Here is a 13,189-nt window from a genome sequence, read left to right on the forward strand (position 1 = left end):
GCCGCACCCGCCGGCCGATCCGACCAGGAGCGCGCCCCACCGCATGCCTTCCTACGACAGTTCCCGCGCCCGATTCCGCCTCGCCGACCGGCACCTCGCCGTGCTCGGCCACCTGTCCGACGGCCGGACCCCGCCCGAGGAGCTGTTCCCCTCCCTCGTCGAGCTCCAGGAACTGGGGCTGGTCGGAGCCGAGGGCGAACTCCATCCCGCCCTGAGGGAGTTGACGGGGACGCTCGCCGAACCCCGCGCCGTCGTGCGGATCGAGGTCACCGGCGATCACGGACCGGTGCACCACGGCCTCGTCGTGGGCGACAACGCGGTCATCGCCCACGACGGCTGGCCCGGAGAGGAGGAGTCCGAGTACCTCTCGATCCTCCCCACCACCCTGGTCTGGGAGATCGCCCGCATGGTCAACCTGCGCGGCGTGTCCGTGCCGGAACCGGAGCCCGCGCGGATCGAGACCACGATGGGGGCGCTGGACGCGGCGCTCGTCGCGCTCGGCGCGGCACAGACCGGTGGCGCGGCCCCGTCGCCGGCCGACGGCGCCGTCGTCGTCAGAGCCGCCCTCGCCGCCGCGGACACCTCCCTCGCGGACCGCGAACTCGACCTGCTCGCCGACCTGGTGTGCTCGCTGGACTGCGCGTGGCGGGTCACCGTCGTCTGGGGGGCTCCGCCGACTCCGTCCGAGGAGCCGGTCACCGCGCTGCGCGCCCTCGCGGTCTGGGACTGCGGCGGCCGCGGGTACTGGGTCCGTGAACAGCCCGAGGAACCGATCCTCCCGGGCGCGGTGGTCGCCGCGACCCCCCTGCGCCTCGTGCCGGTCGGCACCTCGGTGGTGTGGGCCCGCCTCACCGACCTCCTTCCGGACCGGGCGGAACTCGCACCCGACGCCGCCGCTTGAGCGTCGGGGCCCGGAGCGGGGCGGGGCGGCCGCCGCGGGGACGGACGGGGGTCAGAGGCTGATCGCCGCTATGCCGGTGAGGACGATCGCGGCGCCCAGGACGCGGCGGGCGAGATGGGCCTCGTGGAAGAGCCGCCAGGCGAGGAGGGAGCCGACGACGATGGAGGACTCCCGCAGGGGCGCGACGAGCGCGACGGGGGCGGTCCGCATGGCGGTGAGGACCAGGATGTAGGCCAGTGGGGAGAACACCGCGACCGTCAGGACCGGGCCCGCGTCCGTGCGCAGGGCCGCCGGGATCTCCTCCCGCCGGCGCAGTGCGCGCGGGGTCATGGCCAGGCCCTGGAGCAGGAACGTCCCGGTGAAGTAGGTCACCGGGGCCAGCTTCGCGACCGCGTAGCTGTCCCACAGGGTGTAGGCGGCGATCGTGGCACCGGTCGCGGCGCCCCACAGCACCCCGCGAAGCGGGTGGCGGCCGCCGCCGCCCCGGAACGGGTTGCCGGCGACCACGACCATGCCCACGACGACGATGACGGCGCCGAGGGCCTCGATCCGCGTCGGCCGCTCCCCGAGCAGCAGGACGGCGAACAGCATGGTGAGCACCGGCCCGGTCCCGCGGGCGACCGGGTAGACCACTCCGAGTTCGAAACGGTCGTAACCGGTCTGCAAGGTCAGGGAGTACACCGCGTGCAGGGCCGCGGAGACGGCCGAGCAGGCCGCGAGCCGCCAGCCGAGGGACTGCGCGCCGGTGAGCACGGGGACGACGCCGACCGGGACGCACAGCAGCGCCGCGGCGCAGGTGTAGGCCCACACGAACAGCACGGTGTCGCCGCGCTTGTACTTCGAGACGGTGTTCCACACCGCGTGCGCGACCGCGGCGACGAGCACGACGGCTATCGTGCCGGGCCGCATCAGGAGAGGTTCGGCAGGTCGATCCCGGCGTGCTCGGCCCGGCGCCGCCGGTCCGGGTCCCGCAGGGCGAGGGCGGCGGCCAGCGCGTCGACGACGACGAGGTGGGCGAGCCGGCTGCCCGCGGCGGCCATCTGCGCGGGCAGCGGCGCACCGCCCACGACCAGGGCGATGTCGGCGAGGGCCGCCAGCGGCGTGCCGTACTGGTTGGTGATCGCGATCAGCGTCGCGCCGGCGGAGCAGGCGGCGTCGGCGACGCCGACCGTCGAGGAGGTGCGGCCGGTCGAGCTCACGGCGATGACGACGTCGTCCGGGCCGAGCAGCCGCATCGCGATCATCGCCGACTCGTGGTCCGCGATGCCCGCCGCCCGCGCACCGAGCCCGCGCAGCCGGAACACGGCGTCCGCGGCGACCGCCGCGGACGTGCCCGCGCCGATGACGAGCACCTGGCCGGCCCGCCGTACCGCGGCGACCGCCTCGTCGAGCGCGGCCGGGTCCAGCGCGCCGGCCAGCGCGGCCAGCGCGTCGTGGCCCGTGCGCACGGCCGACCCGACCACGTCCGAGGTGGTGGCGTGCTCGGTGAGCGCCGCGGGAGGGGCGAAGAACCCGGTGGTACCGCGGGCGCGGGCGATCGCCAACTTCAGCTCGGTGAAGCCGTCGTAGCCGATCGCGCGCGCGGCCCGGACCACGCTCGGGGCGGACACGCCGGCACGCGCGGCGACCTGCGCGGTGGTGCTGGTGCCGACGAACAGCGGGTCGGCGAGCAGGAGTCGTACGACCTTCGCCTCGCTCGCGGCGAGATCGCCGCTGCGGGCCTGCACGGTGCCGAGCCACCGCGTGAGCGGGTCGTCGCCCCGGTGCGTAATGTCGTTACCGCTGTCATTGTCCATGCGTAACAGAGTAACGTGGCGCCCATGGCTCCGACCGAGTTTCCGCACCACGCCTCCGACCGTCCCGCCGACCTGTCCGAGCGCCTCTCCGACCGTCCCGCCGTCGCCGTCGTGGGACCGGGGGCGATCGGCACCACCGTCGCCGCCGCGCTCCACGAGGCCGGCCGCACCCCGCGGTTGTACGGCCGCACCGCCCGCGACCACCTGCAACTGCGCCATGACGGGGGTTCCGTCGTGGTACCGGGGCCCGTAGGGATCGATCCGGCGCGGGGGGCGGAGCCGGCCGACCTCGTCCTCCTCGCCGTCAAGGCGACCCAGGTCGAGGCGGCGGCGCCGTGGTTGGCGGCGCTGTGCCGCCCGGGCACCGTGGTCTGCGTGCTCCAGAACGGCGTCGAGCAGGAAGCGGCCGTCGGGCCGCACGCCCCCGGGTGCGCCGTCCTGCCCTCGGTCGTGTGGTTCCCGGCCGAGGCGCGGCCCGACGGCTCGGTGTGGCTGCGCGGCCCGGCCCGGCTGACGCTGCCGGACGTGCCGGCGGCCGCGGTGGTGCGCGAGGCGCTGCGCGGCACCCGCTGCTCGGTCGAACTGGCCGCGGACTTCACCTCCGTGGCCTGGCGCAAGCTGTTGCAGAACGCGGCCGCGGGGCTGATGGTGCTCAGCGGCCGCCGGGCCGGCGTGTTCGGCCGCGCGGACATCGCCCGGCTGGCGCTGGACTACCTCCGGGAGGGCCTCCAGGTCGCCCGGGCGGAGGGCGCGGACCTGTCGGACGAGGTGCCGCGCGAGATCGTGGACGGCTTCCGGTCCTACCCGGCCGACCTGGGCACCTCCATCCTCGCGGACCGGGTGGCGGGGCGACCGCTGGAGTGGGACACCCGCAACGGCGTGATCCTGCGGCGCGGCCGCGCCCACGGGATCGCGACGCCGATCAGCGAGGTCGTGGTGCCGTTGCTGGCCGCGGGGAGCGAGGGGCCGGGGTGAGTGGGGCGGTCACTCGCTGCCGACCCTGTTGGCACTGGCCCGGTCGCTGGCGTAGAGCGCGGCGACGACCGGCACGAGTGGTTCGGTGGAGACGACTTCGAAGAGGACGGCGAGGGCGAGGTCGAGTTCGTCGACAACGCCTTGGGCCGAGACATCGCGGCACACGCCCACCTTCTTGACCCGTCGCCCGTCCTTCGTGGTGATGCGCAGCCCGGGGCGGCTGAGTTCGATGTTGGCGTGCAGGGATGTGGTGTACCTGTAGGTGTACGCGCGGTCGGCGTAGGTGATGTGGAGGGCACGGGCGGCGCGGGTGAGTCCGTAGGAGTTGTACCTGAGCTTGGCCGGGGTGCCGTCGATCTCCAGGGTGGCCTGGTAGACGGAGGGTTTCCCTCCGGCGCCGATGGCGTCGAGGTGGGCTTCGGGGAGGTGTTCGGACACGAGTTGGGAGCGGAGCACTATCTTCCCGCGGTTGGGGGCCACCGGCTTGATGTGGTACGCCATGACCTCGCCGTACGGTCCGGCTGTCCCGCGGAACCCCTTGTGGGCTTCGTTTTCGAAGGGTTCGAGTTCGAAGGTGAGGTCGCTCATGTCCCTGTCCTAGAAGTGCCAGTGGGTCGGGTTCAGCTTCTTCGCCACGGATGTGGTGCTGCTGGCGATGTCGTGGGTGACGTTGCTCGTGGTCGTGTCCACCCAGTGGGTGGCCTTGGACGTGCCCTTCTTGATGTCGCCCCAGTGCTGCACGACCTCCGCCCCGACGTAGACGCTGCCGGTGGCGATGGTGAGACCGAAGGTGACGGGTGTGGGGGCGATCAGGGTGGCGGTGAGGGAGGCGTTGAACGCGGTGTCCGCCGCGTCGGCGACGTATCCGGCGCCCTCGCGCTTGAACGCCTTGACCGGGTTGCCGTCCGACACCAGGTTCGCCGCGCTGATGCCGGTCATGGCCACGCTGGTGACGATGTTGGCGCTGCGGAAGACGCCGGCCGTCTCCCCGACGGTGGCCAGCCCCTTGAGGGCCGCGCCGTAGCGGCTCTTGGCCGCGACGTTCTCGAAGGCGGTGCCGCTGCGCAGGGCCTTGTACGCGGCGACGCCCACCCGGCCGAGATCGGCCTGCGCCGCCCGGAGGACCGGTGTCCCCGCGTGCGTGAGGCCGCCGAACTGCCGCGCCAGCTTGTCGCTCCCGACCAGGGTGTCGATCACGCTGTTCGGGGTGATGCCCCACCGTCCGGCGTCCATGAACCGGTTGAGCCGGAGGTCGTCCCAGATCTCACTTGTCCGGTCCCGGATCGCGCCGTTCAGCCCGGGGATGTGTTGCAGTCCCGCGGTCAGCTTGCTCGGCAGCCAGGAGCCGGGAGCACTGAGCGATCGGATCGTGTTCATCCCGAGCAGCCTCGCGGCGGCCCAGTCGGTCAGGGGCACGCTGCTGCTCTGAAGCCTGCTCGCCGCCCACAGCCGCCACGGCTTCGCCCAGCCCGCCTTGAAGGAATTGCCCAACAGGACCTTGGTCAACTGGGTGCCCTGGAAGACGACGTGGCCGGCCGCGTCCGTGGCGTCCTTCCAGTCGCCGTAGTCGGAGAGGAAGGTCTGCACCGCCGGCTCGAAGGGCTGGAGGCCCGGCATCGCCGTGAGCGCCTGGGCCTTGAGGCGGTCGATCCAGTCGTCGAGGTTCTCGTCGGGGCGGCGCTGGAACTGCATCGCCTTCGGATCGCCGCTGGCGGCGACGGAGGTGGCGATCAGCTCCAGTTCGGGTGAGATCTTGTCGCCCGTGTACCGCGCGAGGTCCTGCGCGGTGAAGCCCGCCCAGAGGAAGGCGCCGGTGAGATCGCCGGAGTCCATCCGGACCAGGGCCGCGCGCCGGCGCAGGTCGGGCCCCGTGCTGTGGGCCCACCCCGTGAGCGGTCGCAGGCTGCTGAGGTGAGAGGTGACGTCGAGCGCCGCCGCGCTGCGGAAGGCGGCCTCCGTACGGCTCCCGAGGCTGGTCGGCCCCTTGCCGTCGAGCAGTTGCGCCAGTTGTTCGAGGTCGTCGGGGTTCACCTGGCGCATCGAGTGGTCGCGGCCGTCTCCCATGCGGTTCCCTCCCCGGAGGCATGTCGTCACCACAGGTGATTTTATCGTTCTCCGTCGAGCGGGCGGTGGGCGACGGGGCGGCGACGGGGCGCGGCCCCTGCCGGGCGACCGCGGGGGGTGTTCGGTTGTTCACTTCCTTGACGGTGTCGGGGGGCGGGCGCACACTTCCAGGCGTTTGCGTTCACGCGGTGAACGCGGACACAGCGCGACTCGGTACCCGCAGACGGCCCCGGCCGCGAACGACCGGGCTCGTCGTTCCCACCTGGGAGAAATCGTATGCGCATGGCAAGGCTCGCGGTCGCCGCTGCGACCGCCGCGGTCGCTCTGACCGTACCGATGGCGATTCCGGCGGCGTCCGCCGACGCGGGGAGCACGGACAGCTCCGCCGCGCGGCCCTGGCTGAACACCCGGCTCCCGCTGGAGAGACGGGTCGACCTGCTGCTGGCGCGGATGACCAACGCGGAGAAGGCCACGCTGATGACCGCCGTCGGCAAGCCCAGCGGTTCGAACGCGACCGGCTACATCCCCGGCGTGGACCGCCTCGGCATCCCCGGCATGCAGTTCAGCGACGGCCCCAGCGGCGTGCGCGACGGCCAGCCGGCGACCGCGCTGCCGTCTCCGGTCTCGCTGGCCGCGTCCTTCGACACCGAACTGGCGCAGCGGTACGGCACGGTGATGGGCACCGAGGCCAGGTCCCGCGGCTACCAGGTCGTCTACGGCCCGATGGTGAACATCGTGCGCACCCCGCTGGGCGGCCGCGACTTCGAGACGCTCGGCGAGGACCCCGAACTCGCCGGCGACATCGCGGCCTCGGAGATCGGCGGCATCCAGGCCCAGGGGGTCGCCGCGCAGGTCAAGCACTTCGCCGGCAACAACCAGGAGAACGCCCGCACGACGTCCAGTTCGGACATCGACGAGCGCACGCTGCACGAGATCTACCTGCCCGCCTTCGAGAAGGCGGTCAAGGACGGCCACGTCTGGTCCCTGATGTGCGCGTACAACAAGGTCAACGGCACCTACGCGTGCGAGAACGCGGAGATCCTGCGGGACATCCTGATCGACGAGTGGAAGTACGACGGGGTGGTGGACACCGACTACCCCGCCAACCACAGCACCGTCGCCTCCGCCGAGGCGGGCCTGGACCAGGAGTTCGCCGGCACCAGCTACTTCACCCGGCTGCCCGAGGCCGTCGCCGCCGGGCAGGTGCCGCAGTCGGTGCTCGACGACGCGGCCCGGCGCATCCTGCGCCTGGAGTTCCGCACCGGGCAGTTCGACCCGCGCCCGCCGACGACGGCCGACTACGACGCGGACAGCGCGCTCGCCCGGACCGCCGCCGAGGACGGCAGCGTGCTGCTGAAGAACAGCGGCGCGGTGCTCCCGCTCGACCCGAAGAAGCTCACCTCGCTCGCCGTGATCGGCCCGAACGCCGACACCGCGGTCACCGGGGGCGGCGGCAGCTCGCAGGTCACCCCGTACAAGAAGGTCGATCCGCTCAGCGGGCTGACCTCGCGGCTGGGCGACGGGGTGGACATCACCTCGGTCAAGGCCGGCTACGGCAGCGGCTACCCGGCGATCCCGGCGTCCGCGCTGAGCGGGCTGAAGGGCGAGTACTTCGCCAACACCACGCTCAGCGGCACCCCGGCCGTCACCCGCGACGACCCGGACATCGACTTCGACTGGGGCACCGGCTCGCCGGCCGACGGCATCCCGGCCGACGGGTTCTCCGTCCGCTGGACCGGCACGGTCACCGCGCCCGCCACCGGCACCTACACCCTCGCCGCGACCAGCGACGACGGCAGCCGGATCTACCTCGACGGCAAACTGGTCGTCGACAACTGGAGCGACCACGCCTCCAGCACGGTCGCCGGCACGCCGGTCCAGCTCACCGCGGGCGAGCCGCACACCCTGCGGGTGGAGTACTACGAGAACGCCTCCGACGCGTCGGTGAGCATCGGGTGGTCCTCGCCGCAGGTGCCGGACCCGACGATCCAGGCCGCGGTGGACGCCGCGAAGGGCGCGGACGCCGCGGTCGTGGTGGTCGGCGACTCCTCCAGCGAGGGCTCGGACCGCACCACGCTGGCGCTGCCCGGCAACGAGGACGCCCTGATCGCGGCCGTGGCGGCCGCGAACCCGAAGACGGTCGTGGTGCTGCGGGCCGGGGCCCCGGTCCTGATGCCGTGGCTCGCCGACGTGCCCGCGGTGCTCGACATGTGGTATCCGGGCCAGGAGGACGGCAACGCGCTCGCCGCGCTGCTGACCGGTGACGCCTCGCCCGGCGGCCGACTGCCGGTCAGCTTCCCGCGCACCGACACCCAGACCGCGGTCGCCGCGGCCCCCGGCCGCTACCCGGCGGTGAACGGCGTCTACGACTACAGCGAGAAGCTCGACGTGGGCTACCGGTGGTACCAGGACGAGGACCAGACGCCGCTCTTCCCGTTCGGCTACGGCTTGTCCTACACCACCTTCCGCCTCTCCCACCTCACCGTCCGCTCGCCCGGTGCGGGCGCGCTGAGCGCCGGCAGCGGCACCACCGCGCCGGTGCAGTTGTCGGTGGACGTCACCAACACCGGCAAGCGCGCCGGCTCCGAGGTCGTGCAGGTCTACCTCGGGCACCCGGCAGGCTCGGGCGAACCCCCGAAGGAGCTGAAGGCGTTCGCCAAGGTGGAGCTGGCGCCCGGCCGGACGAAGCAGGTCCGCCTCACCCTCGGCGCCGACGCGTTGCGGGTGTGGGACAGCGCCACCCACGACTGGACGGTGCAGGACGGCACCTATCCGATCCACGTCGGCGAGTCCTCCGCCAGCACCCCGCTCACCGCGTCGGTGACCGTCCGCCACACGGCCGGTGTCCAGGCCACCGCCGTCACCGCCGCGCCCACCACCGGCGCGGGCACCACCCAGACCGTGCGGCAGACGTTCACCAACACCGGTGACTCCGCGGTGTCCGGGGCCCGGCTCGCGCTGTCCGTGCCGGCCGGCTGGCGCGCGGCCCCCGCCAAGGGAGCCGCCACGTCGTTCCCGACGGTGCGCGCCCACGCCACGGTCAGCACCTCGTGGACGGTGACCGCCCCCGCGGACGCGTCCGCCGGGTCCACCACGCTCACCGGCAGGGCGACCTACACCCTGGGCGGGCGGCGGACCAGGACCGGCACCGCCACCACGGTGGTGCCGTACGCCACCGTCGCGGCCGCCTACGACAACGAGGGGATCAGCGCCGACAGCGACCCGTCGACCGGGAACCTCGACCCGGGCGGCTACAGCTACTCCGCCACCCAGCTCGCGGCGGTCGGCTACACCCCGGGCGCCACGGTCACGGCGGACGGGCTGTCCTACACCTGGCCGGACACCCGGCCCGGGCAGCCGGACAACGTGGCGGCGGACGGCCAGGTCGTCGCGGTGGGGGGCCAGGGCGCGAGGCTGGGCCTGCTCGGCGCCGGCGTCAGCTCCGCGCACTCCGGCACGGTCACCGTCACCTACACCGACGGCACCAGCACGGACATCGCGGTGGACTTCCCCGACTGGTACGCCAACGCGGCCAGTGGCAACAGCCGGTTGGCGGTCACGACCGCGAACTGGAACCGGCCGGCCACCGACACCATCGGCGACCACGCGGTGAGCCTCTACACCACCGGCGGCGCCCTCGACCCGTCGAAGACGGTGGCGACGGTCAAACTGCCGGCCGACTCCGGCATCCACGTGTTCGCGATCTCGGTGGGCTGACCCGCCCCCGGGGAGAGGCGGGGAACACCCACCTGGGAAGACGCCAGGCCGCCCGGGTGGGGAACAGATCGCGTCGGGCCACGTCCGACGGCGGCGGGACGTCCGGGAGTTCCGGCTGACCCCGCCGTCCGTCGGCAGGCGGGGTCAGCCGGCCGGGCGCAGCACCACCGGGAGGGTCTGGTGGCCGTTGGTGATCAGGGACGGCACCCGGGGCAGCGCGCCCGCCGGCGTGGCGAGACGGGCGTCGGGGAAGCGGGCGAAGAACGCGCGCAGCGCGACCACCGCCTCCAGCCGGGCCAGCGGGGCACCGAGGCAGAAGTGCACGCCGTGGCCGAAGGCGAGGTGCTCGGGACCGGGCGCGGTGCGGGTGACGTCGAACCGCCCGGCGGTGTCGCCGTGCCAGTCGGGGTGCCGGTTGGCGGCGGCGTACGCGGCGAGGATCGGCTCGCCCGCCGCGATCACCTGTCCGTCGGGCAGCGGGATGTCGTGGATCGCGAAGCGCATCGGCAGGTTCTTGATGGCCGGTTCCAGCCGCAGCGTCTCCTCCACCACCGTGGTCCAGTCCGAGCCGCCGGACCGGACCAGGGCGAGCTGGTCGGGGTGGGTCAGCAGCGCCGCGATCGCCTGGTCGAGCAGGTTCACGGTGGTCTCGTAGCCGGCGCTGATCATCAGCAGCAGGGTGTCGCGCAGCTCGGTCTCGTCCAGCGCGGAGCCGTCGCCCTCGTCGTCGCGCGCGGCGATCAGCAGCGACGTCATGTCGTCGCCCGGCGCGTCGCGCTTGGCGGCGATGAGGTCGTCCAGCACCCCGTACAGGCGGATCGTGTTGGCCATCGCCTCGTCGGGGGTGAGGGTGGTGGAGAAGACCCCGTCCACCACGGTGCGGAAGTCGGCCTGCTGCTCCTCGGGCAGGCCCATCAGATGGCTGATCACCTGGATCGGGATCGGGTACGCGAACAGCTCGCGCACGTCCACCGGCGTGCCGGGGGCGTCCCCGGCACGCGCGTCGAGCCGGTCCAGCAGCGCGGCGACGATCAGCTCGACCCGCTCGCCGAGCGCCGATATCCGGCGCGCGCTGAACGCGGGGGCCACCAGCCGGCGCAGCCTGCGGTGGTCGCCGCCGTACGCGGTGAACATGTTGTGCACCGACACCCACAGGGCCAGCGGCCAGGTCGCCACCGCGTGGTCGTACGCCGGCCAGTGCCGCCGGGCGTCCTTGGAGACGTCGGGACCGGTCAGGAGCTTCTTGAGCAGGACCGGGTCGGTGACGGCCCAGGCCGGTACGCCGAGGATGTCGACGCGGGCGGCGGGGCCCTGGGCGCGCAGCTTCTCGTGCTCCGAGTCCGGGTCGGAACCGGTGGGGTCCAGGACGAGCGGGGTGGTCTGGGACACGGCGGGGGTGCTCCGTTCAGCTCTGGGAGGCGGGCGGGGCGGTGGCGGACGGGTCCGGGGCGGGCCGGTCCGGGGCGGACGAGGTCTCCCGGGCGGACGACGGGTCCGGGGCGGACGACGAGTCGGGCACGGGCGGGAAGGTGACCGGCAGCGCGGCCAGCGCGCGGTGCCAGGGCCCCGGCCGCCAGGCCAGCTCCTCGGCCGGCACGGCCAGGTCCATCTCCGGCAGCGCGTCCACGAGGTGGACCAGCGCGGTCTCGGCGATCAGGTACGCGTGCGACTTGGCCGGGCAGGCGTGCGGGCCGTTGCTCCAGGCCAGGTGCGCGCGGTTGCCGACCCGGCGGGAGGGCGGGCCGACGATCGACGGGTCGTTGTTCGCGGCGGACATGCAGATGACCACGGGCTGGTGCGCGGGCAGCACCACTCCCTCGACGTCCACCGCCCGGGGCGGGTAGGAGACGCAGTACGACGCCATCGGCGGGTCGGTGAACAGCAGTTCGTCCAGCGCGTCGCGCACCGACAGGCTGCCGGCGTGCAGGTCGCCCGAGAAGCGGTCGTCGGTGAGCAGCAGCCGCAGCGTGTTGGTGATCAGGTTGGTGGTCGGCTCGATGCCGGCGCCGTAGAGCGTGACCAACTGGTGGTCCATCTCCTCGTCGGTGAGCGCCGCGGGGTGGCCGATCAGCCAACTGGTGATGTCCGCGCCCGGGGCGGCGCGCTTGCTGGAGGTGAGGTCGCGCAGCGCCTGGCCGAGCATCACGTTCCCGGCGGCGGCGTCCACGCCCTCGAAGATCGCGGCCATGCCCTCGGCGACGCGCCGGCCGATCTCCGGCGGGCAGCCCAGCATCTCGTTGAGCACGCGGAAGGCGATCGGCCAGGCGTACTGCGTGAGCAGGTCGGCCCGCCCGGTGGGGCTGAACGCGCCGATGGTCTCGGCGGCCACCTGCTCGACGGTGGCCCGCAACTGGTGCTGGTTGACCCGGTCCAGGCCCGCGGTGTTCGCCGCGCGGTAGCGGTGGTGCTCCTCGCCCGCCGAGCGCAGCGCGTTCGGCCGCCACTCCATCATCGGCTTCACCGGGCAGTCGTCGGGCACGTCGCGCTGCCACACCCGCGGGTCGGCCGGGAAGCGCTGCGGGTCGTTGAGGATGCGCAGCGCCTGCGCGTACCCGATGACGAGGGTCGCCGGGACACCGGGCGCCAGCTCCACCGGCACCAGCGGGCCGAACTCCGCCCGCATCCGGTCGTAGGCGGCGTGCGGGTCGGAGGCGAACTCCTGGGTGTGCAGCGGCACGCGCCGGCCTGGCGCGGGGTCGGCCGGCGCGGGTCCGGTGCGGGGCGGGGACGTCACGGGCTGGGCTCCAGTCGGCGTGCGGACAGGTACTCGACGAGCGTGATCAGGGCGCCCACGCAGCTCTGCCGGTCCCGCGCGTCGCACGTGGTCAGCGGGGTCGCCTCCGCCAGGTCCAGGGCCTGGCGGACCTCGTGGAGCGGGTAGTCCGTCCCGTCGTCGAAGCGGTTGACCGCCACCGCGTACGGGGTGCCGTACTCCTCCAGCAGGTCCAGCACGTCGTGGCAGCGGTCCAGGTCCCGGGTGTCCACCAGGACCAGCGCGCCGAGGGCGCCGTCGGCCAGCCCCTCCCACAGCGGCCGGAAGCGGACCTGGCCGGGGGTGCCGAACAGGTACAGCACCAGGCTCTCGTTGAGGTGCAGCCGGCCGAAGTCCATGGCCACGGTGGTGGTGGTCTTCTCCGGGGTGCCGCGCAGGTCGTCCACGCCGAGGCTCGCCTCGGTCATGGCCTCGTCCATCCGCAGCACCAGGGGCGCGACGGTGCCCACCAGCGTGGTCTTGCCGACCCCGAACGGCCCGGTGACCAGCAGTTTCGCCGAGCGGGTGACGGTGGAGGGGAGGTAGTCGAAGTCGGGCGGCGGCACGGCGCCGTCGTGACCCGGCGGGTCGTCGGCGCCGGGCGGGGCGGCGCCGCCGCCGGGCGGGCCGGCCGATCGCGACCGGTCGGTGTCAGGCGATGGAGCGGAGGCCATGCAGTACTTCCTTCAGCAGTTCGATGGACGGCGCGTCGGCGCGGGAGCGGCGGGTCGGCGCCGCGAGGTGGCCGGAGTCGATCAGACCGGAGACCAGGATCCTGACCACGGACGGCGGCAGTTCCAGCGCGGCGGCGATCTCCGCGACCGCCATCACGCCGCCGCGGCACAGGGCGAACACCCGGCGGGCGTCCGGCTCCAGACCCTGCACCGGGGCGGGCGCGGCGATCACCAGGGACTCCAGGCGCACGTCCCGCGAGGGGCGGCTGCGCCCCCCGGTGCGGACGTAGGGCCGGACCACGTCCGGATC

The 13,189-nt window shown here is 73.6% G+C and carries 11 protein-coding genes; 3 read left to right on the forward strand and 8 right to left on the reverse strand.

From position 1 onward, the window contains the following. Positions 1–43 precede the first annotated feature (43 nt). Positions 44–901 (forward strand): hypothetical protein, encoded by an 858-nt coding sequence (locus RVR_RS24975; RefSeq protein WP_202236163.1) that lies wholly within the window; start codon positions 44–46, stop codon positions 899–901. A gap of 51 nt (positions 902–952) precedes the next feature. Here RVR_RS24975 and RVR_RS24980 read toward each other — a convergent pair whose 3' ends face one another. Both RVR_RS24980 and RVR_RS24985 read right to left on the reverse strand, forming a co-directional pair. Next, complete coding sequence (locus tag RVR_RS24980) at positions 953–1,810, reverse strand: DMT family transporter (protein WP_202236164.1); 858 nt, start codon at positions 1,808–1,810, stop codon at positions 953–955. Continuing rightward, entirely contained in the window at positions 1,810–2,697 is an 888-nt protein-coding gene (locus tag RVR_RS24985) for a MurR/RpiR family transcriptional regulator (RefSeq protein WP_202236165.1), read from the reverse strand. The genes RVR_RS24980 and RVR_RS24985 overlap by 1 nt, the downstream gene beginning before the upstream one ends. Positions 2,698–2,721: 24 nt before the next feature. Between RVR_RS24985 and RVR_RS24990 the strand changes: the two genes are divergently transcribed. Next, positions 2,722–3,672, forward strand: coding sequence for an oxidoreductase (locus tag RVR_RS24990; protein WP_202236166.1), 951 nt, complete (start codon positions 2,722–2,724; stop codon positions 3,670–3,672). Between the two features lie 9 nt (positions 3,673–3,681). Here the strand turns inward: RVR_RS24990 and RVR_RS24995 are convergent, their stop codons facing one another. Both RVR_RS24995 and RVR_RS25000 read right to left on the reverse strand, forming a co-directional pair. Next, positions 3,682–4,260 (reverse strand): hypothetical protein, encoded by a 579-nt coding sequence (locus tag RVR_RS24995; RefSeq protein ID WP_202236167.1) that lies wholly within the window; start codon positions 4,258–4,260, stop codon positions 3,682–3,684. A gap of 9 nt (positions 4,261–4,269) precedes the next feature. Continuing rightward, a complete protein-coding gene (locus RVR_RS25000; RefSeq protein ID WP_202236168.1) occupies positions 4,270–5,736 on the reverse strand; it encodes a PE-PGRS family protein in 1,467 nt (488 codons plus the stop codon). Between the two features lie 282 nt (positions 5,737–6,018). Between RVR_RS25000 and RVR_RS25005 the strand changes: the two genes are divergently transcribed. Then, positions 6,019–9,453, forward strand: a complete 3,435-nt coding sequence (locus RVR_RS25005; RefSeq protein WP_202236169.1) for a glycoside hydrolase family 3 C-terminal domain-containing protein — start codon at positions 6,019–6,021, stop codon at positions 9,451–9,453. A gap of 144 nt (positions 9,454–9,597) precedes the next feature. On the opposite strand, the gene RVR_RS25010 is transcribed toward RVR_RS25005, so the two are convergent. Genes RVR_RS25010 through RVR_RS25025 form a run of 4 tightly spaced genes read right to left on the reverse strand, consistent with a single transcriptional unit; the run spans position 9,598 to position 13,180 of the window. Continuing rightward, a complete protein-coding gene (locus RVR_RS25010) occupies positions 9,598–10,842 on the reverse strand; it encodes a cytochrome P450 family protein (RefSeq protein ID WP_202236170.1) in 1,245 nt (414 codons plus the stop codon). 16 nt (positions 10,843–10,858) lie between these two features. After that, positions 10,859–12,187: a cytochrome P450 gene (locus tag RVR_RS25015; RefSeq protein ID WP_202236171.1), complete on the reverse strand. Its 1,329-nt coding sequence runs from the start codon at positions 12,185–12,187 to the stop codon at positions 10,859–10,861. Next, positions 12,184–12,879, reverse strand: a complete 696-nt coding sequence (locus RVR_RS25020) for a GTP-binding protein (protein WP_202236172.1) — start codon at positions 12,877–12,879, stop codon at positions 12,184–12,186. Before RVR_RS25020 ends, RVR_RS25015 begins: the two co-directional genes overlap by 4 nt. Beyond that, a complete protein-coding gene (locus RVR_RS25025) occupies positions 12,857–13,180 on the reverse strand; it encodes a DUF742 domain-containing protein (protein WP_237404942.1) in 324 nt (107 codons plus the stop codon). The genes RVR_RS25020 and RVR_RS25025 overlap by 23 nt, the downstream gene beginning before the upstream one ends. Positions 13,181–13,189 lie beyond the last annotated feature (9 nt).

Origin of the sequence: Streptomyces sp. SN-593 (assembly GCF_016756395.1) — a bacterium.
In the GTDB taxonomy this organism is placed as follows: Bacteria; Actinomycetota; Actinomycetes; order Streptomycetales; family Streptomycetaceae; genus Actinacidiphila; species Actinacidiphila reveromycinica.